Source organism: Persicobacter sp. CCB-QB2, from assembly GCF_001274635.1.
Classification (GTDB): Bacteria; Bacteroidota; Bacteroidia; order Cytophagales; family Cyclobacteriaceae; genus Persicobacter; species Persicobacter diffluens.
Genome location: NZ_LBGV01000001.1, coordinates 1204479 through 1226020, shown reverse-complemented (window position 1 = coordinate 1226020; position 21542 = coordinate 1204479). Strand labels below are relative to the sequence as shown.

Below are 21542 nucleotides of genomic sequence, written 5' to 3'. Positions count from 1 at the left end.
TTTTTATCCTATCATTAAATCTTTAACTCGATCCTGCAAAGTTTCGACCTCAAAAGGAGCATGTACGACATCTTCCTGATTGATTTTTAAATGAGCATCCACCTTCCCTTTCGCTCTGGAATAACGAGAAAACAGATCCTTCACCAGTTCCATATCCTCAGGAGTCATTTCTCCATAACCCAAAATTGCAGGCCCGGGAGTTTTATCCGTTCCCTCCACCATGAAAGAGGATAAATTTGCATAGCGCTCTACAATTGCTTCCTCTTCCTGATTTCGGGCCATAAATAAGTATTTCTGCTCTCCCAAGCGAAGAAAACGGCTATTTCTAATCAACTTAAACAGTGGCGCATGCTCATGTTCCAGCAAACCATCTTCTTCCAATACCCGAAGGCGATCCGAATAGGCCGGCTCCGTCAACCAACACCCGCCAGCAGGTTTTGGGTAATCAGTAATCCCAAATTCAGCCGCCATTTCCATCTGACGATGACGTCCTCGACCACTAATATTCTCTAATTTCTCAATATCCACCCAACCCTCTCGAACAGGCTTTGTAGGTGGAAGTAATTTCGCACTCATCGGACGGACAATTAAATCTTCCATGCCCGAAAGCTTCTGTACCTTTTCCAATGGCCCGCGCGTCTGTGACATCGGACGCTGATTCAAAACTTCACCCGAAATCAAAAAATCCGCATCATATTTCTTCATCAAATGCTCAGAGGTGAAACTCATCATCAAAGCATGACAATCCACACAAGGGTTCATATTTTTTCCACGGCCATTGGCCGGATTTTTCACGACCTCTGTGTGCTCCTTCTTGAAATCTACATATTCTAGTTTTACACCAATCTGTTCACACAATTTTTTTGAACGATCATTTTCCCCGCCAAAAAAGTGGGATACGAAATTCAGGGCAATCACCTCAATTCCCTGATCTTTGATAAGTTTCATCGCTAGCAGAGAATCAAGTCCTCCGGAATACAATGCCAGTGCTCTTCTTTGTTTCAACTTTGTTTGATTTTTGATGAAAAACTCAACAACACCTACCCCGATGCTGCTATGTTTAGATTTTTCAGCCTGCAAAAATAAAGGAATTTTTGACTTCGCCTTAAAATCCTGTTGGATTTTCGGACGAATTAGCATGATCAAAAAAGTTGCCAAAAAAGCTTAATCCTGTAAACTACTGATATTAAAGCGCATGCGAAAAGACATTTCTTCAGCATCAGCACTATCTTGAAGAGCAAAATTAATTTGAGTAGCGACTCCACTCCCGGTGGTATTGGTAAATAGGACATCCGGATTTTCTAATCTCAGTGCACCACTGTATTTTATTGAAGAAATAGCATAAATATTACCTGCCAGGGGAAGAAAAAAATGTAAAACATAAGGCAGTTTGGCCATTGGGTGAAAAACTTCTTCCATTTGCGCTTGAATAGAGGACCCCAATACCCTAGGCTCAGCCACTCCCCCATAATATTGATAATCTTGCCATTGGGTTTCTTTTAAAGAACCCTGATCATATAAAAAATCTAATGTGGACTCCTCATAAAAAGAGGTCCCATGTTTTTTATAAATATTAACCTGATCAGGAAAAAAAGTAGAGGTATTATAGACAAATTTATATTCGTATTCATGCTCTTGTTTTGCCCCACCGGCATATCCCCTGATATCAAAAAATTTACTCATCCCAAAATCCATATTCAGCACATTTGGAAGGTTAGAGGTTCCCGTCATTTTAATGATTCTCCCTCGATTATCATAGGAACAGCTAAAATCGCTTTTCGCCCCATCAACCGTAATTTCAATAATTCGCTTCACTAAATTACTAGCTGATTCATAGGCCAGCGACATTTGATAATCCCCTCCAGAGACGGACAACAATCGGGCGGTACCATCTCCACCATATTCATAATTCAAATCAATTTGATTTTCTACACCCTCGAAAGTATAGACAATCGTTTGTTGGTCTAAGCGAAAATTGGGAATTTCCGGCAAATTCGGTTGTGGCTCGGAATTCTTATTACAAGAAGTCCACATTAAGGATAAAAATAAAAAGCTTGGAATCAGTAAGCGATTCATAACAAAACATTTGGCCATAAATTGATAACGAAGATCTTTATTATAGAAGCAAATGCTTTGGACTTAAATAAGATGTAATTTAACATTTAATATTGCATGGAATATTGTCGTGAAATAAGCCGGATTATTCATGCCTAAATACTCGTTTATCTGTAAGGCGAAAAAAATAAAGGAATCGTTTTCTATTTCGAGTTTTTTCCAACGAAAAAGAGGAATGAGGAGAAAGCAAGCTTGCCCAAATTTGGGCTAATATAAATCATAGAAAACAAATAATAATGAACTGAAAATAAACTCCTTGCGCAAAATAAATTTACTGGTGAATAATTCGGGTTAAGGCACAACGAAGGAAGCAAACTCAAAATATACGCAACGATTTATGGTTAATTTTTCAACAAAACCTCTCCCTGCCAAAAAACTGGTATTTATGCTGCCCCATCCATATTTTCGTCTAAATTTTGGCAGTCAAACACCCTCTAAAAGCCATAAGACAGCCCAAGTACAAAATTTCGACCTGGTCTTAAAATCCCTCCCCAATCCAAATGGGTACGATAAGCCTGGTCCATCACATTTTGAATCTGCCCTTTTATTTTCCAGTTTGCTTTTTCCCATTGCAGGCCAAGATGCACCAAATGATAAGCCTTTGTTGATTGCTCCCCAAAAGACTTACTGATTCGAAATTGTCTTAAAGCCGCTTCATATTCCATTTCAAAACTCAAATTTTGCATCTGCTTTTGAATTTTTGGACGCACACTTAAAGGCAACATTAATGGTAAAGGTTCGCCATTTGCTCGTTGACCCAATTGGTAATGAATTGGAAGGGAGAAGTTCCAGCTATCCTTTTCATAAATATATTGAAAGTTCAACCCACTGATTATAGCGGCTTGCTTGTCTCCAAAAGCTTTCACCCCATTTGCCTCCGGCGTCATCCTGATCAATGCCGGGTCCACTTCTCCCATGATAAAATTGAAAAAATAATGCGAAAAAACATCTAAACTGACGGAATGTGAACCCTGCTGATATTGATAGTTCAGCTGCCATTGAATGGCGGACTCCCCTTCCAAATCTGGATTTCCTCTATAGTCATAACCATCAAAAGTATTAAATAAATAATAAGCGTAAAGCTCCGATAATGAACTCGCCCGCTTTCCAAAACCTAAGCCAAAATCAATGGTAGAAGCCTCACCAATGCGCCTTCCAATCCTTACATTAGCATTATAGACCTCAAAATTTCTTGGAGAGGACAAATCGTAACCTAAAACCCGCCATTGGGCTATGCCTCTTTCATCCAACAATTCATCTACCAAGAATTCTCCCCGGCCGTTTAATACCAACCAATAATTCAGCCCTAATCGATAATCCAAAACTGCACTTAAAGCAAAAACCGATCGCTTAACTTCGGGTAAGGTCTGCATATAGGACGCAATAAAATCTTCCGGGTACATTTTCATCTCCGAAAAAGAATAATATTGATAATATTCCCCTTTAACCTCCGTGGCCAGTCTGCCCTGATGATATTTCCAACGACTATATCCGCCGGAGGATCGACTCCAGTTAGGCATATCCATGTCCACTAGTTTATCTATACGCTCCTCATCAGACATCTCATGGTAAATCTGACTGTAATACAACTTGTTTTCCACTGAAATATTATCTGAAAATACGAAATGATGCGTCAACCAGAAGATGTAAGCCTCCGAAAAGCCCGTGTCCATTGGTAAGGCCGGATAGCCTATATCATGGGCCTGGTCCCAAAGCATGTTCAATCGAAAATGATGGTTGCCCATATTTTTCTCCAAAGCTAAATGATGATTCATCTTCCGGTAATAGGAAAAATCTACCCGCTCGCCACCTCCGGATCGGTAGCTGTCTGCCGATTGTGCTTCTGCAGTATACCTGAAGCCCCAGTGCTCTCCCTTATAGGCTAAGGCCATATTCATGGCCCCTCCGAAACCGTTGGATTGCGCCAAAAGACCTACATTTCCGGACCATGACCGGGGTAAATCTGCCAAATTAAAAACCGAAAAATTGATATGTCCACCAATATTGTTTCCTTCTAAAGCGGAACCCATGCCTTCCATCACTTCCATACCTGCAATAGAGGCCATTCCGAGATAATTCGTCATAGGATCCATCCGGTCAGCGCAGGCGCCAAACACCCGAATACCATCCAGACTCATACTAATCCGATGACCCGAGAGGCCATTAATCACCGGATCCGCCCCAAAAACTCCTTTTCTCTGTAGCTGAACGGCTCCATTTGACTCCAAGGCCTGATCCAAACTATTTCCCGCAGAAAGGGAAATCTTCGGCTTTATTGCTCTCCCCTCCCTAATAATCACCTGCTTTAATTCCACCGTTCTGAGGGAATCCTGACCACTTGTGGGCGTTAATCCGAGGAAAATAAATGATAATAAAAACAAAAAAGCTATAAAGAGGCGCATGTCAGGAGGGATTTAAAGTAGAAGTAAATCTTTAGAAAAAGAGGGCTGCCATAAGAAGTCACGTAAAAAGAGAATGAACAAATAATCCTCATTCCTTTTCTAGGGGCTGACGGATACGCTTCCCAGAAGCCAAATCATTTACCGACAGACTCAGAAAACCACCCCAAAAACTCATCATCTTCAGTACGTTTTGAGTGGTCTTAGCTGATTTTAACAGCCCAATTTTGAGGGAGTTTACCTGCTCCTCATTTAGCTGTTTCTTTGGGAAAAACTCGATATAGATTCCTATTTCATCATTTTCCCTACTTTGCAGCTAAACGAGGATGCAAGCATGATTAAATCAGATTAAAACTCCAGATAAAATACATCTCCACTGAAATAATCTATTCCATCTCCTTCAGCGGGCACTTCTTCTGAGGTGAGGACCGACTCCCCATTCAATAACACGTGATTAGCAATTTGCCAGTCACCGGTCATCGTAAAATTCACTTTCCCTTCATAATGCCCGGCATACCCTTCCATTTCCATTGCCATTGGATTTTCAGGAGCACCATGATCCATGGAAGCCATCCAGGAAATGGTATTCCACTCCAAATCTTTCACCGGTTCAAAAGTCATCATCATATGGTCCCCCTGCATTATGCGCACCGCTTTATAGGCTACTCCTACCCAGGTATTGGCATCTGCTGCAGGCTTTCCATTCTTCCAGTAATAAGAAAAGAAATAGGACTCCTCCTGGTAAGTTGTTCTAAGAAAATGGCTACCATATTTGGTCTCCCAATCTGTGGGATCTATAACCGTTATCCTCTCGGTAAATGTGGCTTCCACACCGGCACCTTCCACCGTAAAATTCAACTCCCAATATCCATTCATGGAAGGCATAATAAAGAAAACACCCACAGCCTGTTGCCCTGCAGGAAGTGAAACAGCCGGAACATCCACGGGGCATCCATGTGAGTGCCCACCATCCATATACATGATGGGGTTCACGGTAATATTGGCCTCCACTCGGACCTTATTAGCGTCCACTACCCGCAAACCCATCACATTATAACCGGATTGGTAGGCCTGCTGACCGTAAATTTCTAATTGAAAATCGGTATCCGGAATATCGTAGTGGGCGATCATCGTTCCCTGATCTTCAGGAGCAGGATCTGCTCCTTCATTAGAACAGGAAAATAACGAAAAGACGGTCACAAAAGCGACCAATATATAAATTGAAAAAAAATTGCGCATCATAATCTGTTTGAGAAAATTTCAATAATAGAATAACCAACGGAAAAGGCCACACAAATCAATTTGGAAACCGAATCCGAAAGTCTGAATTAATAAAAGGTGAAATAAACTAGCTCAAAGCAGCCAGCGAGAGCGCAGCAATTGCTGATTTCACTACCGGAATTCAGGTACAGCAATGCCATGAATAAGACAGGCAAATCCATACTACTCTTAATCTACCATCGACTAAGAGACAACACGCTCTAAAGGTGAAGGGAAATTATGCGCAGGGAGGTATAAACACTGAAGAAGTATGGACAGATTGATAAAAGTTAGCATAAAAATTCCGGTGCTTAATATTTAGCAAAGCAGTGTTTTCCGGAATAATAAGAGGAACTGAGGCAAGAACAAAAAAATCTGTAATGACCTTAACCGCTGGAGCACTTCCTTCCTGTCCTGTTTGATGTTCAAAATTATCAATCAGCTCCATGCTATTTTTCACAAAACAACTACCATAACAGACCGTGATGGGTTCATCACGATTTTCACACCAGTTTTCGGCGATATAGTCCTGAAACATTTCATAGGAAAACACCACCCCAATACGTGAAAGGGACATTAACAGGATATTTCCAATTAAAAATATTGTCAGGAGTTGCTTCATTAATGCAAACATAGACGGGGACATGGACAATTGCAACAAGTAAAATAATTTTTTATGATATAGATCATTAAAACAAACCATCATTCCTGTAACAAAGGAATAATATTGAAATAATTCATCCCTCATCTCCTCAACAAAGCAATACTTTTAAGTGATGAGAAATAATTATTCCAAGAAAATCTAATTTCATCCGCCAGGAACAATGGTAATTCCTTTTTTATCAATACTTTTGTCATACCATTATCAGGCTATTTCTGCATAGCCATTCTACTTTTCTGATTTCTGCAAGGGCCTAAATTCAATAATAATGAAAATGCCCTTGACCTATTTATGTAGTGCTTTTCAAAAAAGAAGCTTGAATTTCTTTTGTCGAAAAAAAAATAAAAATGACTTCAAAAAGAAGTTAGGTCTTCTGTCATTCAACCATTCCTGGTTTGAAACAATCGCTTTTGCGCCATTATGGCCAGACGGTCAAGCAGTAATCTCCAGCACGCATATTAACCTAAAACGCCTGGCTCAGACCTGGCTGAACACCCTTCTGCCTGCTTCACTCTTTCTGATTTTCATTGGAGTAATTTCCCCCACACAGGCGCAAGACTGGGCCGGTATACCTGTCCCTGCGGATCCGGGAAATGGGAAACAATGGAAGCTGCAGGCCGATATGTCTGATGATTTTAATTATGATTTTCCAGCCAATAAAGAGGAGACTTATATTGCAGGAAAATGGAAAAACTTCTGGCATAACAGCTGGGATGGCCCTGGCCCTACTCAGTGGCGACATGAAAACGTCTCCGTCTCAAATGGGCACATGAATATCGTGGCTTCCCGAAATGGCAACACCAAGACTTTCCGAAATAGTCATGATGGCACTTATCATACACTGCCAGCTACTCAGATGGGCTGTGTGGTATCCAAAGGGCATGTCCAGTATCCTGTATTTGTAGAGGCGCGTGTTAAAATTGCTGATGCCGTTTTCGCCAATAATGTATGGATGATCAGTGATGATGACTATGAAGAAATTGATATTTGTGAAAATTATGGCGGTCTGGGAGACCCTGGAAGAACGGGTACAGCGATGAACGCCTGGTTTGCCAAACACATTCACCTGAGCCATCATGTGTTTAACAATCGCCACCTAACCAACTTTGATGACTACCAGCCACGTGACGAAGAGGGGGTTTATGGTACCTGGTATTATGAAAACGGAAGAACAGACTGGGCCGGAGAATACTCTACCATAGGCGTTTACTGGAAGGACCCTAACCATTTAGAATATTACATCAATGGAAAATGGGTAAGAACGCTTTCCGGTAAAAATTATTCCTATCTGGATCCGGATGGTAAATTAATTGAAGCATCTGCAGACTTCAATGTTTTGGACAAATACAACTACACCAATGGAAAGGGGCTCACCAAACCTATGAAGCTGATCATTAATATCGAAGCACAGGACTGGAACGCTCTGGCAGGTAGATATCCTACAGATGGAGAAATCTACGGAAGACCCGAAGACCATATCATGAAAGTTGACTGGATTAGAGTCTATACACCGGAGGTGGTGACCGGAGAAGCCGCGATAGAGATAGAAGCCGAGACCTTTAATACTACCGGGGGGACATTTAATGATTCGGCTTTTGGAGGACCCGGATATGGCGTTAAAAATTCCGGCAGTATTATCGATTATAATAATGATGGGGATTGGGTAGAATATTTCGTAAACATTCCGGAAGAGGGCGCTTACGAAATAAATTATTTAGTCGCTACTCCTTCAGCAGATTCCCAAATCGATTTTATTGTATCCAACACTTATTTCAACACCACCAACCTTCCCTACACTGGTGGTTACAATAACTATCAAAGCGTGAAGGCTTCTAAAAATGCCAACTTCACTGCAGGCAACCACCTGATCCGCCTGACAAACCGGGGAGCAAGCTGGGGACCTAATATGGATAAATTTTCCCTAAAACGTGTCGGGCCAATGAACAGCCGTTCATTTTCGGAAGATATTTACAATATGGAATATACCCTGGCTCCTAACCCCAATGAGGGCATCTTCACTATACATGATCCCATGGGAAATGGGGAAGCCAAGGACCTGCGCGTTATGGACCAACAAGGACGGATTGTCTTACAACAAACATTGAATTGCCGCCAGCCAGTAGAAATCAACCTAAAGAATCAGCCTACTGGTGTGTATTATGTTAAATTAGGACAGCAAAAGACAAAAAAAATCATCCTCCAATAAGGCAGGATGATCATGCTTAAAAGCACTGGCCCGGAAATTTCCGGGCTACCTTAAGCCGGATTTTTCATGCTTTAATCCTCCTTTAGCTGCAAGGCGGGAAAAATGAAGGAATAGTTGCCTATTTCGAGTTTTTCCAACGAAGCAGATGAATGAGGAGAAAGCAAGCTTACCCAAATTTGAGCTATTGACAATTCGATAAAATCAATCCCAACACCCTGACTTAAAGATATTTAAAGTGAGTCACTAAATCTAGCGGTGAATAATTCGGGTTAAATACTAACGCTCCGCCTGCATTGGCTGCAACTCCACCGCAATTCCTTCTTCCAATAACCTTAATGCGACCCCATTCGTCCAGCCAAAGCCATCCTGATTGGGGTATTCCCCTCCTCCGGCAATCAAACTGGTATCGACCACATTATATTTTTCCATCATTTTACCGGTGCGCTGATACACTTTTTCATTCAGTAACAACCAACGCTCTGCTCCTTCTTCCGCCAGCATTTTTTGATTATAGTTCATCAGCCCCTGATAGGTAATCCATTGCAGTGGTGCCCAGCCATTGGGTGCATCCCATTGCTGACCCGTCTGATGCAAAGTGGTAATCCACCCTCCGGGCTTTAAGAAATCATGTTCCAGCACCCGAGCGACTTTAAGGGCCTGAGCATCCGTTGACAGCTTTAAATAAAGCGGCCATAATCCGGCTAGTGTAGGAATATGGGTATGTTCCCCTTCACCCAGTCATAATCATAATAAAATCCATCGCCATTTGACCAAAACACTTGCTGCATGGCCTGCTTTCTCAGGGAAGCCTTTAATGCAAAAGTTCTGGCCATATCAAATTGTGCGCTTTGATTATAATATTCCGCCAGTTGGTGCTCCAAATGATACATCAAAGCATTTAAATCCACCGGTAAAATATCAGTAGTCTGAATCTTATCAAAGCGTTGAGCATCCCCAAACCAGCGGGAGGAAAAATCCCAACCCGACTCTGCCGCAGCACGAATATTACGATATAGTTTTCTGCGCTCTTCCTCAGGCAAACCTTCTGCCAACTCCCGGTCTTCCCGGTAACTCTCTGGCCTTGGAGCGTCATCATCATCCCAAAAGCGATTCAATATCGCACCTGATGGTAATTTGACTATTCGGCGATAGGCCTCATCCAGCTGCTCCTGGTTTTCCCCATCCATCCAAAAAGCATATTCCTTCTCCATGGCCGGAAGATATTGTAGGGCATATTCTTTCCCCATTTTCTCCTCCAAAGCTTTCACCATTAAAGAAAACACCGGAGGCTGAGATCGACTCAAGTAATAACTCCTGTTGCCGTTGGGCACAAAGCCCTCCCTATTGATAAGATCCGCAAAATTCTTCACCAGACTTTCCGCCAAATCTATCTCATCAGAGGCAAGCAGCCCTAATAATGTAAAATAACTGTCCCAATAATATACTTCACGGAACCTCCCCCCGGGAACCACATATTCCTCCTTCAATGGAAGGAGGGTACTACCTTCCACAGACATATCTGCAGGGCGCTTCAGCCGATGCCACATCCGCTGCAAGTGTTCCGTAAAACCCACACGAAGGGTCTCTTCTTTCACCTGATAAGCCTGTGGTAATTCAAAATGACGCAGAACGATAGATTCCAGTGCCAGGCGATCTTCTGGATCAATAACACTAAAATCCTTCAATACTTCTTCTTCCGAAGTACGTAGGCGGGCATCCACAAAAGTTTTGCTATCCGGAAAAATTCCCGAAAGCTGAACTGCCTGAAAAAAACGATATATCGGACGGTCTGCTGAATAGATTAGCATGAAAGGATTATTTACTGTCTGAGAAGGTTTTTCCGCTATGGGTATAAAAACCAAGCCAAAAATGACAGTTGCTGCAATTAAAGCAGCTATAAATAAGCGGTTTTCGCGATTCATTTTATGCAAACGTTTTTCCTAACAGAATAAACTACGAAAAACATTCGTTTTTCCCATAAAGTGCTACACCCGTTCAATAAAAAACAAAATCCCCAAGAAGCATTTCCATATACACTTCACCCTTCAATCAACAATTTCCCTGATCAACAGAACTTTAGCCGCTATTCAGAAAATATCCTATTCAAACCTTGTAAAGGACCGCCTTCAAAATGACGCCCAAAATCAACATCAAGTCCCCTACACAGTAATTCGGAGGTGTTTTCACATCCTACAAAACACTAAAAGCGGACAAAAATCATAAAAACAGGATACATTCCTAACCCACCCCATACCTCTTACCAAAAAAACTTGCAGAAACAGCTATTTTTTCCACCCCAAATCATTTTCCTTCCAATATAAACTGCTATTTTTGCCGCTTGAAAGGAATCAATCCCTTAACCGTTCAAATTTTCTTATAAGGATGATCACATTCTATCAAGGCGTACACAAAAATTTCTTTGTGGTGGAAGCTCAGAAGCCTTTAAATGAGCAAGACCGCAACAAATTAACATGGCTGTTTGGTAACGCAACGCAAGTTGACGGAACAACAGTCGAAGGCACGTTCATCGGCCCGCGTAAGGAGATGATCACCCCATGGAGCACCAATGCGGTGGAAATCACCCAGAATATGGGTATCGAAGGTATCATTCGTATCGAGCAATTTCTGCTAAAAGAGGAGAATGCTACTTTTGATCCAATGCTGGAAGCCAAATACAACGGGCTGGATCAGGAAGTTTTTGATATTCACAAAGCGCCTGAGGCGGTTGTGTATATCGAGGACATCGCCGCTTACAATCAATCAGAAGGATTGGCATTAAGTGAGGAAGAAATCAAATACCTGGAAGGATTAACCGAGAAATTGGGCCGTAAGCTTACGGACTCTGAGGTTTTCGGATTCTCTCAGGTAAATTCAGAGCACTGTCGTCACAAAATCTTCAACGGGACCTTCGTCATTGACGGAGAAGAAAAGGAAGAGTCTTTGTTCAAAATGATTCGCAAGACTTCAAATGAACATCCGAACCATTTGGTGTCTGCATACAAAGATAATGTGGCATTTATCAAAGGTCCGAAGATTGAGCAATTTGCGCCTAAGACTCAGGACAAGCCGGACTTCTTTGAAACCAAAGAGATTGATTCAGTAATTTCCATTAAAGCAGAGACTCACAACTTCCCAACGACTGTGGAGCCATTCAACGGTGCGGCAACCGGCGCGGGAGGAGAGATTCGCGACCGTTTAGCAGGGGGGCAGGGATCTTTGCCATTGGCAGGTACTGCCGTTTACATGACGCCTTACTCTCGTTTGGAGGAAGGTCGTAACTGGGAAAAGAATATTCAACCACGTCCTTGGTTATACCAAACTCCTATCGAAATTTTGATCAAAGCTTCCAACGGAGCTTCTGATTTCGGTAACAAATTTGGTCAGCCATTGATCACCGGTTCTGTTTTAACCTTCGAGCATGAAGAAAACGACCGAAAATTAGGATTCGACAAGGTAATCATGCTGGCCGGTGGTGTTGGTTTTGCCAAGCACGAGCACGCATTGAAGAAAGCCGTTTCCAAAGGTGATCGCATCGTCGTGATGGGTGGTGACAACTACCGTATTGGTATGGGTGGTGGCGCCGTTTCTTCTGTAGATACCGGGGAGTTTTCTTCTGCGATTGAGTTAAATGCGGTTCAGCGCTCCAACCCAGAGATGCAGAAACGTGCCATGAATGCCATCCGTGCATTGGTAGAGTCAGATAAGAACACCATCGTTTCTATCCACGACCACGGTGCTGGTGGACACTTAAACTCCCTATCTGAATTGGTAGAGGAAGTAGGTGGTAAAATTGACCTTCGTAAATTGCCTGTAGGTGACCCTACCCTTTCCGGAAAAGAGATTGTTGGTAACGAATCTCAGGAACGTATGGGTCTTGTGATGAAGGGCGATGACATTGAAGAGTTGAAGCGTATTGGTGACCGCGAGCGTGCTCCTATTTATGATGTAGGGGAAGCTACAGGTGACATGCGATTCACTTTCGAGGATCAGCAAACAGGAGAAAACCCTATCGATTTGGAATTGGCGGACATGTTCGGTAACCCACCGAAGACCATCATGAAAGACAATGCCAAAGATGAAAAATATGCCGCTTTGGAATATAGCTCAGAGCAACTATTGGATTACCTAGTTGACGTATTGCAACTGGAATCTGTAGCTTGTAAAGACTGGTTAACGAACAAAGTAGACCGTTCTGTAACGGGTAAAGTAGCCAAGCAACAGACTGCTGGTGCTTTGCAATTACCTTTGAACAACGTCGGTGTTATGGCGATGGATTACAAAGGTAAGGGTGGTGTAGCTACGGCGATCGGTCACGATCCGGTATCCGGATTGATTGATCCTAAAGCAGGTTCTGTTAATTCTATTGCGGAATCTTTAACCAACTTGGTTTGGGCACCATTAACCCACCAAATGAACGGCGTATCCCTTTCTGCCAACTGGATGTGGCCATGTAAAAATGAAGGAGAGGACGCTCGCCTTTACGATGCAGTAAAAGCAGCTTCTGATTTCGCCATTGCATTGGGCATTAACATCCCGACAGGAAAAGATTCCATGTCGATGACGCAGAAATACAAGGACGAAACCGTTATTGCACCGGGTACAGTTATTATCTCTGCTGCTGGTGAAGTAGCAGACGTGAAAAAAGTAGTGGAGCCGGTATTGCAGAAAGGCGAAGATAAGCCAATCTTCTACATCGACCTTTCTTCCGACGCCTTGAATTTGGGTGGATCTGCTTTTGCGCAGGCACAAAACAAATTGGGGGAATCTGCTCCTACCGTAAAGGACCCTGAATACTTCAAAAATGCCTTCAACGCTATTCAGACGTTGATCATGGAAGATAAAATTGTAGCAGGGCACGATATTTCTGCCGGTGGTTTGATTACCGCTTTGTTGGAAATGTGTTTTGCAGAGCAAAATATCGCTGCTGATGTAGACTTGACCGGCATTGAGGAAGAAGACCTGATCAAAGTATTGTTCGCAGAAAACAGCGGTGTGTTGTTGCAGGTGAATGATGAGGCTTATGTTACTGAATTCTTCGAGAAGGCAGGTATCAATGCTAAATTGATCGGTATTCCGGTAGAAGATAAAGAATTGGCCGTTCGCAATGGCGGCACCAAGTTCTTCATCCCGGTAGCGGAACTTCGTGATGTATGGTTCAAGACTTCTTACTTGTTGGATCGTCACCAGTCAGGTGAGGAATTGGCTTCAGAGCGTTTTGAATCTTACAAAAAATCTCCACTTCGCTTCACTTTCAACACCGAGTTCACCGGTAAATTGGCTGATTACGGCTTGACGCAGGATCGCAAAGGTGAGTCCGGTATCAAAGCGGCCATCATCCGTGAAAAAGGGGTAAATGGTGATCGTGAAATGGCCTATTCCATGTTCTTGGCTGGCTTCGACGTGAAAGACGTTCACATGACCGACTTGATCGCCGGACGTGAGACTTTGGAAGACGTGAATCTGATTGTTTTCGTTGGTGGTTTCTCTAACTCTGATGTGTTAGGTTCTGCCAAAGGTTGGGCCGGAGCTTTCCTTTTCAACCCGAAAGCAAAAGAAGCTTTGGATAACTTCTTCACACGTCCTGACACCCTTTCTTTGGGGGTTTGCAACGGCTGTCAGTTGATGATTGAACTTGGATTGATCAACCCTGATCATGAAGAGAAACCTGCTATGTTGCACAACGACTCGCACAAGTTTGAATCCGGCTTCGTGAACATGACCATTCCTCAAAACGACTCTGTAATGCTGTCCAGCTTATCAGGATCTCGTTTGGGTGTATGGATTGCCCACGGTGAAGGTAAATTTAACTTGCCTTATGCGGAAGAGTCCTACAACATTATCGGTAAATACTCCTATGAGACTTACCCAGCGAACCCTAACGGTTCTGATTATAATGTTGCCGGTATCGCTTCTAACGATGGTCGTCATTTAGCGATGATGCCTCACCTGGAGCGTGCGATCTTCCCCTGGAACTGGGCCAAATACCCAACCAACCGTAAGAATGATGAAGTTACTCCGTGGATCGAAGCATTCGTTAATGCTCGCCAATGGGTAGAAGCAACCAAAAAAGAGAAATAAGCGTTCAGCTTTTTAATAAAAATGAAAATCCCCCGTACCAGTCCGGTGCGGGGGATTTTTTTATGCTTATTTTAAGGGAAGCTTTCACTATAATGACAAAAAAAAGGCTTCAATATGAAATTGCCCGGCCCACCTATCATTATTGATCTTCTCTGTTTTATTACTCTACCGATTTTGATATCTTATTTTTTTAAGGCTGGAAAGCCAATGTCCGTGATTACTTTTTAAACGCTTTTTAACGCTATCAAAACCATGGAGCACATTATCAGCATTCTTCCATTTTTAACTGTCGTGGGTTTATTTGCTTTTTCCCTTTATAAAACGCACAGAATAATGGACCTGCTTCAGGAGGAGTTTGGCAGCCAAAGGACCTAAAGATCAGCCATAGCTGTCAAATCAAGAATTTAACCCTATACACTTATCAAAGTAGAAAGGGATTAGATCAGCTACTCATCGGCAGCGAAGGCATTCAGCTGAATCTCTTTGGTAAGTCACCACTTTACATTCCCTACACCGATATTGAACAACTCTCTACCCAGGAAAGCCAGAGAGCATCCTTAAAAAGTTCCATGAAGTTCACTTTGTTGATTCCGATAAAAGTAAGATTCCGGCTGAATCACACCGACGGGGCGATACTACTTGAACATTGGGAAGCCTATCGTAAACCTCCCTTGTCGGTAATTAATTCGACAAAAGAAACAAACAATATCACTTACCAATCCCAGCCCAAAAGCTCATCCAGCTCCCCATGAGCATCTATCCAATCTTCTTTTCCCTCCTTCAATTCAAATTTCACCTTTTCCAAGGTTTCTTTACTAATACCTCCAACCTCATAGTAATAAGCGTAGAATTTTTTGAAGCTAGTGATATATTGTCTGGTCGTTGCAGGGCTAGACCACATACATTTTCGGACAAAATAGTATCCTAAAAACTCATCAATCATCGACCAACCATCAGCCAGTGAAGTAGGGTCTTCGCGGGTAAGGTAATCATTGCCAAAAAATTCAATATTACCTACATGCACTCTGATGGTTTTCTTCGAAAGCCCTGATCGTTCAAGATAATCATGAAATCCTTTCAAAATGCCTTCATTCTCCTCCTGAAGTTTTTTCACTTCTGCCTGCCATTGCTCATATTCGTCCATCATAATAATATTTGATTTTAAATTTAATTAGTTAATTAATCCGGATTCGAGCTCCTCCCACTCAAATCCGCCCAGATTCTTCTGCTCCGCATCAAAATCCATCCCGATCAGGATTATTTTCCGCCCATCCGACAAATAAGGTTCATAGTAACGCTTTTCATGAATCTGTTCCAGTGCCTTTCCTTCTCCTCCAACTTTAAATTCCAGCACATAGAGATAATCCGGCGTTTCAATGGTCATATCCACCCGCCCGATGGCAATACTTTTCTCAGGATACACCTTCAACCCGGAGGAGGAGAGAAAAGTAAAAAGAATGGCGGCATAATACCCCTCAAACTGCTGAATATTACTTTTGGAATAGTTCTCATAGGGAATGGAAGCGAACATAGAACGGATTGCCTGTTCGAAAGCCTCCATATCCTTTTCATATAAGGCCAACCCTCCCTTTTCAATTCCAAAATCTCCCGACGGTGCCTTTACTATGGTCTCAAAAAAGAGCTCATTCAGTGCATTTTGAACTTCCAAATTGGGCACACCTAACTGATAGTAAGTCATCCCCAAAAAATCCTGTCGGGTGCCTGTAATGGTTAAGTATCCGGACTGCCAAAGCAGAGAAACCAAATCCAGATTCTTAAGGGTAAATTGCTTTAGGCGCGTCTCCTTCAACTCCATCTTTCCCAATTCCTGCGGGCGGTAATTTTGCTGCTCAAAAAGCTTCACCAAAAAGCCCGGAGTACCCGTTTCCCACCAATAATTGGCAAAGGTATTTTTCTTTTTCAGAAACAACAGTACATCAAAGGGGTTGTAAATTTTTTCTCCCAGATAAGCATAACCATTATACCACTGTTTCACCTTCTCCATGTCCACCCCATCGAAGTAACTGCCAAAACTGTGTTCCAATTCATACTGCGTAAAACCAACAATGGAGGCATAATCCGGATCAAGGGTGATATCATCAAAATTATTTGCCCCGCTAAAGAGCCCCATGCCGGCAAATTTAGTGATGCCTGTCATAAAGCAGAAGCGAATGTACTCATCGTAGGGTTTAAAGACACTGTAAAAACCCCGAAGCTCTTCCATCGCCTCAGCCGCCAACTCCCCTTCCTTACTCAACGTATCCTGAATGGCTTTATCGTATTCGTCAATCAGAATGACGACCTGTTGCTGGTATTTTTCGGAAATGAGTTGAATCAACTGCCCAAGCTTCGGGCCTAAACCCGTATGAGTAAGGGCTTCTACAGGTACTTCAAACTTCCGGCAGTTTTGCGCCAGCATATTTTGCAGCTGGCCCTGTACATCCTGAATGGTTTGATAATTAATCCCGCTCATATCCATCCGGATCACGGGATAAGTTTTACCCCAGTCCCAATGCTCTTCAATATACAGTCCTTCGAACAAATCCCTTTTACCTTCAAACAAAGCCGCCATGGTAGAGACCAGCATCGATTTACCGAAACGGCGCGGACGGGAGAGAAAATAGTATCCCTTGTGCCTGCACATTAAATGAACAGACTCGGTCTTATCCACATAGAGGAAATCTGAAGAAGAATTTCGAACCTCAGAAAAAGTCTGAATACCGATCGGAAGTGCTTTGCGCATATTGAAAGTCATTATTGAGAGGTAAAATTAAGCATTTTTCAAAAGAGATTCCCCGCCTCATCTCCTTATATAGCAAATAGAATAATGTCCATAGTAAATTAATTCCCCTTAAAATTTCCCGGTAACTCCTCCCACTCAAATCCGCCCAGATTCTTCTGCTCCGCATCAAAATCCATCCCGATCAGGATTACTTTCCGCCCATCCGACAGATAAGGTTCATAGTAACGCTTTTCATGAATCTGTTCCAGTGCCTTTCCTTCTCCTCCAACTTTAAATTCCAGCACATAGAGATAATCCGGCGTTTCAATGGTCATATCCACCCGCCGATGGCAATACTTTTCTCAGGATACACCTTCAACCCGGAGGAGGAGAGAAAAGTAAAAAGAATGGCGGCATAATACCCCTCAAACTGCTGGATATTACTTTTGGAATAGTTCTCATAAGGAATGGAAGCGAATAAAGAACGGATTGCCTGTTCGAAAGTCTCCATTTTATTGTCACTTAATGAATCAAGAACATGATCAGGAGTGTAATCGTCTACCTGAGTACTGGATATCGTTTCAAAAAACAGCGCGTTCAGGGCATTTTGTACCTCCAGATTCGGAATACCCAATTCATAAATATTTACTCCCGCCCTGTTTTGTTTTACTCCTGTTATGGTCAGATAACCTGTTTGCCATAGCAGAGAAACCAAATCCAGATTCTTCAGCGTAAATTGCTTTAACCGTGTCTCCTTCAGTTCCATCTTGCCCATTTCCTGCGGACGGTAATTTTGTTGTTCGAAAAGTTTCACTAAAAAGCCAGGAGTGCCTGTCTCCCACCAATAGTTGCTGAAAACACCCTCTTCACTGAGAAACAATAAAACATCAAAAGGATTATAAATCTTATCTCCCAAATATTGATAACCATTATACCACTGTTTCACCCTTTTCAGGTCCACGCCCTCCAGATAATCTGCAAAATCCCGTTCCAACTCCTCTTGCGTGAAACCACAAATGCTACCATATTTGGCTGAAAGGGTGATATCCTTAAAATTATTCGCGCCGCTGAAGAGCCCCATGCCGGCAAATTTAGTAATGCCTGTCATAAAGCAGAAGCGAATGTACTCATCGTAGGGTTTAAAGACACTGTAAAAACCCCGAAGCTCTTCCATCGCCTCAGCCGCCAGATCCCCTTCCTTACTCAGGGTATCCTGAATGGCTTTATCGTATTCGTCAATCAGAATAACAACCTGTTGCTGGTATTTTTCGGAAATGAGTTGAATCAACTGCCCAAGCTTGGGGCCTAAACCCGCATGAGAAAGGGCTTCTACAGGCACTTCAAACTTCCGGCAGTTTTGCGCCAGCATATTTTGCAGCTGTCCCCGAACATCTGTGATGGACTGATAATTAATCCCGCTCATATCCATCCGGATCACGGGATAAGTTTTACCCCAGTCCCAATGCTCTTCAATATACAGTCCTTCGAACAAATCCTTTTTACCTTCAAACAAAGCCGCCATGGTAGAGACCAGCATCGATTTCCCGAAACGGCGCGGACGGGAGAGAAAGATATAGCCCGGGTGGTTGACCAGCTGTAAAATTTCTTTCGTCTTATCCACGTAAAGGAATTCAAATTCCTTTTCCTTTAACTTTTCAAAAGTCTGAATACCGATCGGAAGTGCTTTGCGCATGCTTTATATTATTGAAGTAATCCAAATATAAAATATTTGTTTTCAAATACCCATTTTCCAACACCAAAGGCCTTAAACTCCCTTTCCAAAATTGTCGTCACTCTCATACAGGCCTCATAATGCCGCTCTTCCTCCTTTATCATTCAGAAATATTCTCTAAATTGACCCCTGTAATCAATCGTCAGTCCTTTAGCTTTCCCCATAGTGCCAAATATATTCTGCATCTGCCCAAAATATTTCCCCTTTCCCTGGATTTTAAGCCTGAGCCTCCTGCTTTTTTTTTCCTGTAAGAAGGCGCCACAAGCAAGGGTGGAAGCCCCCTCCGGAATTGCACACCTAACGGATCAATTCCCCCATCATATGGGCTTTGTCCTGGCTGATGCCCAAAGTGGTGAACTATTGGATCAATATAATGCCGCGCAGTGGTTTACCCCGGCCTCCAATGTAAAACTCTTTACCTTTATGACCGGAGAAAAGCTATTGCCTAAAAAGGCTCCCCTTTTCCGTTATCACTGGGAAGGGCAAAATCTGATCCTTCAGCCCACGGCCAATCCCACCCTTTTCCATCCGGACTTTGAAGATGAGCTGGCGCGACAGTTTTTCCTGCTAGCTCCGGAAATGATTCACCTGGCTCCGCGGGTTTTTGAGACTTCCCCCTGGGGTGATGGCTGGACTTGGGATGACTTCGGCTATGCCTATTGCCCGGAGCGCTCTTTGATGCCCATACATGGAAATCTTGTAGAGTACACTTGGGACCCCTTCGCGCTAAAGCCCAAAGCAGATTTGGCCTGGTTCAACAATAGCCCTCAACCCACCACCGAAGGCAAATGTATGTTTCGGGATATTAATAGCGGTAAGGTATATTACAATCCATCAGCCTGTCCGATAGGCAGCAAGCGGCAAAAAATACCATTTGCCACCAATCAGCTCACCGTCAATGGCCCACTATTGGCTGAAGCCCTGAACAAAAGACTGATGCCCATGCCCTTGCATTATGAATTGCCGGAAGGCATAGAATGGGACGTCCTCGCCACCCTTCCTACCGACAGCCTTCAAAGCCGAATGCTCAAAGCATCAGACAATCTCTTCGCCGAGCAACTCCTCCTCATGTGCTCAGGCCAGCTGTCGGATACCATCAACATCGATAAGGCCTTGGATTGGGCCAAGCAAAACATCATCCCCGACAGCTTGCCCAGCCCAAAATGGGTTGACGGCTCCGGCCTTTCGAGATACAATCAATTCACTCCCCTCCACTTTAACCAATTACTGCAACAAGCCTGGGCGGAAATAGATCATGAGCGATTATTCTCTCTTTTGCCGCACAATGGTGGCGAAGGCACCCTTCAGGATCTTGCGAATGGCCAAGCCCCTTTTCTATTTGCAAAAAGTGGCAGCATGTCGGGCGTCTATTGCCTGAGTGGCTACCTCAAATGCAAAAGTGGTCGCATACTCACCTTCAGCTGGTTAAATAATAACATCCATGGAAGCTACCACCCTTGCCGTAGTCGAATGATGGCCTACCTTCAGCAAGTTGCCGAAACATATTAATCCTTTAGGGGATGATCTGCATCATCAGGAAATTGATTATCTTTTCACATATTCTCTAAGGCAGTAGACCAAACCAATTTGGGCGAAACAGGCTTTTAATCTTGAGCCCGAACACCCAAACCTCATCTGCCTGAATTGTGAATTCTCCAATACAAAGCTAGTACCATGGCCAAAAGAACCTTCCTGATCCTGACCATCCTCGGAATTGTCCTTCCCTACGAAAGCCTGATGATGTTTTTCATTGAAAATGGCGTGGACGTCACCCTTTTGTTCCAGCGCGTTTTTGAAAAACCCTCCTCCGCCTTCTTTGGATGGGATGTGATCATTTCGGCCTGTACGCTATTGGCTTTCATTGTGCTGGAGGCTCGTCGCCTCAATATGAAAGGCCTTTGGGCACCCATATTGGGCTGTTTATTAGTCGGAGTATCCTTCGGCTTGCCCCTGTTTCTGTATTTGCGGGAAATACACCTGGAAAAACAACTTATCCATGAAGAGCATGGAGAGCTAATGTAAGCTATCCGCTCATAGCAGGTTCTAAAAGATCATCGCCCATCCGGGAGTTGAATTTTTCTGGAAAACTACCCATTTCTATTTTCCCGAAGGCTATTTCTGCTGGAACCTATCCCATTTAAAGAATTAACAAGCCACTTCATGAAGTTTAGTCCAACCCGAACTTCATCAGCACCATCCCCACACTTTTATGGCCCATAACTTGTTTACAAGGCCTTTTCTTAACCGATTAATGCACCTCCAGACTCAATAAGCTTAACTAAGAGCACTGTTTTTAACACATTGGACTTCCCATTGTCAATTTCCCTCATTCAAAAATTTGCTGAATACTTAAGAGCTTATTAAAAAGC

Annotated in this window: 15 protein-coding genes; 4 read left to right on the top strand and 11 right to left on the bottom strand. The window is 43.0% G+C overall.

The genetic code is table 11. The features are described 5' to 3' along the window. Nucleotides 1–3 precede the first annotated feature (3 nt). The 5 genes from NG22_RS05535 to NG22_RS05515 form a co-directional block, all read right to left on the bottom strand. Nucleotides 4–1140 (bottom strand): tRNA (5-methylaminomethyl-2-thiouridylate)-methyltransferase, encoded by a 1137-nt coding sequence (locus NG22_RS05535; protein WP_082304998.1) that lies wholly within the window; start codon nucleotides 1138–1140, stop codon nucleotides 4–6. A gap of 24 nt (nucleotides 1141–1164) precedes the next feature. Continuing rightward, nucleotides 1165–2076, bottom strand: coding sequence for a hypothetical protein (locus NG22_RS05530; RefSeq protein ID WP_157600875.1), 912 nt, complete (start codon nucleotides 2074–2076; stop codon nucleotides 1165–1167). Between the two features lie 473 nt (nucleotides 2077–2549). Next, complete coding sequence (locus NG22_RS05525; RefSeq protein ID WP_053404803.1) at nucleotides 2550–4517, bottom strand: TonB-dependent receptor; 1968 nt, start codon at nucleotides 4515–4517, stop codon at nucleotides 2550–2552. 345 nt (nucleotides 4518–4862) lie between these two features. Further along, entirely contained in the window at nucleotides 4863–5756 is an 894-nt protein-coding gene (locus NG22_RS05520) for a FixH family protein (RefSeq protein ID WP_053404802.1), read from the bottom strand. Between the two features lie 256 nt (nucleotides 5757–6012). Next, nucleotides 6013–6351: a hypothetical protein gene (locus tag NG22_RS05515; protein WP_157600874.1), complete on the bottom strand. Its 339-nt coding sequence runs from the start codon at nucleotides 6349–6351 to the stop codon at nucleotides 6013–6015. A 352-nt stretch (nucleotides 6352–6703) separates the two neighbouring features. On the opposite strand from NG22_RS05515, the gene NG22_RS05510 reads away from it, so the two are divergent. Further along, complete coding sequence (locus NG22_RS05510; protein WP_053404800.1) at nucleotides 6704–8641, top strand: carbohydrate-binding protein; 1938 nt, start codon at nucleotides 6704–6706, stop codon at nucleotides 8639–8641. A 276-nt stretch (nucleotides 8642–8917) separates the two neighbouring features. Here NG22_RS05510 and NG22_RS18085 read toward each other — a convergent pair whose 3' ends face one another. Together NG22_RS18085 and NG22_RS05505 are read right to left on the bottom strand one after the other, a co-directional pair. Then, complete coding sequence (locus NG22_RS18085; protein WP_253275717.1) at nucleotides 8918–9316, bottom strand: alpha,alpha-trehalase; 399 nt, start codon at nucleotides 9314–9316, stop codon at nucleotides 8918–8920. 26 nt (nucleotides 9317–9342) lie between these two features. Next, a complete protein-coding gene (locus NG22_RS05505) occupies nucleotides 9343–10449 on the bottom strand; it encodes an alpha,alpha-trehalase (RefSeq protein WP_253275652.1) in 1107 nt (368 codons plus the stop codon). A gap of 574 nt (nucleotides 10450–11023) precedes the next feature. On the opposite strand from NG22_RS05505, the gene purL reads away from it, so the two are divergent. Beyond that, nucleotides 11024–14719 carry a phosphoribosylformylglycinamidine synthase gene (purL, locus tag NG22_RS05500; RefSeq protein WP_053404799.1) on the top strand — a complete coding sequence of 1232 codons (3696 nt, stop codon included), beginning with the start codon at nucleotides 11024–11026 and terminating at the stop codon, nucleotides 14717–14719. Between the two features lie 712 nt (nucleotides 14720–15431). Here the strand turns inward: purL and NG22_RS05495 are convergent. The 4 genes from NG22_RS05495 to NG22_RS05480 all read right to left on the bottom strand — a co-directional run bounded on the left by NG22_RS05495 (nucleotide 15432) and on the right by NG22_RS05480 (nucleotide 19134). Then, a complete protein-coding gene (locus NG22_RS05495; RefSeq protein WP_053404798.1) occupies nucleotides 15432–15866 on the bottom strand; it encodes a hypothetical protein in 435 nt (144 codons plus the stop codon). A gap of 24 nt (nucleotides 15867–15890) precedes the next feature. Beyond that, entirely contained in the window at nucleotides 15891–17462 is a 1572-nt protein-coding gene (locus NG22_RS05490) for an ATP-binding protein (protein WP_072159194.1), read from the bottom strand. A gap of 98 nt (nucleotides 17463–17560) precedes the next feature. Next, the gene (locus NG22_RS17560) at nucleotides 17561–17776 is read right to left on the bottom strand and encodes a PD-(D/E)XK nuclease domain-containing protein (RefSeq protein WP_053404796.1); all 216 of its coding nucleotides are present in this window, start codon (nucleotides 17774–17776) and stop codon (nucleotides 17561–17563) included. After that, nucleotides 17773–19134 (bottom strand): AAA family ATPase, encoded by a 1362-nt coding sequence (locus tag NG22_RS05480; protein WP_053404795.1) that lies wholly within the window; start codon nucleotides 19132–19134, stop codon nucleotides 17773–17775. Before NG22_RS05480 ends, NG22_RS17560 begins: the two co-directional genes overlap by 4 nt. A 309-nt stretch (nucleotides 19135–19443) precedes the next feature. Here NG22_RS05480 and NG22_RS05475 point away from each other — a divergent pair, with 309 nt between their 5' ends. Together NG22_RS05475 and NG22_RS05470 are read left to right on the top strand one after the other, a co-directional pair. Then, complete coding sequence (locus NG22_RS05475; RefSeq protein ID WP_053404794.1) at nucleotides 19444–20682, top strand: D-alanyl-D-alanine carboxypeptidase; 1239 nt, start codon at nucleotides 19444–19446, stop codon at nucleotides 20680–20682. Nucleotides 20683–20847: 165 nt separating this feature from the next. After that, complete coding sequence (locus NG22_RS05470) at nucleotides 20848–21195, top strand: DUF2834 domain-containing protein (RefSeq protein WP_053404793.1); 348 nt, start codon at nucleotides 20848–20850, stop codon at nucleotides 21193–21195. Nucleotides 21196–21542: the final 347 nt, after the last annotated feature.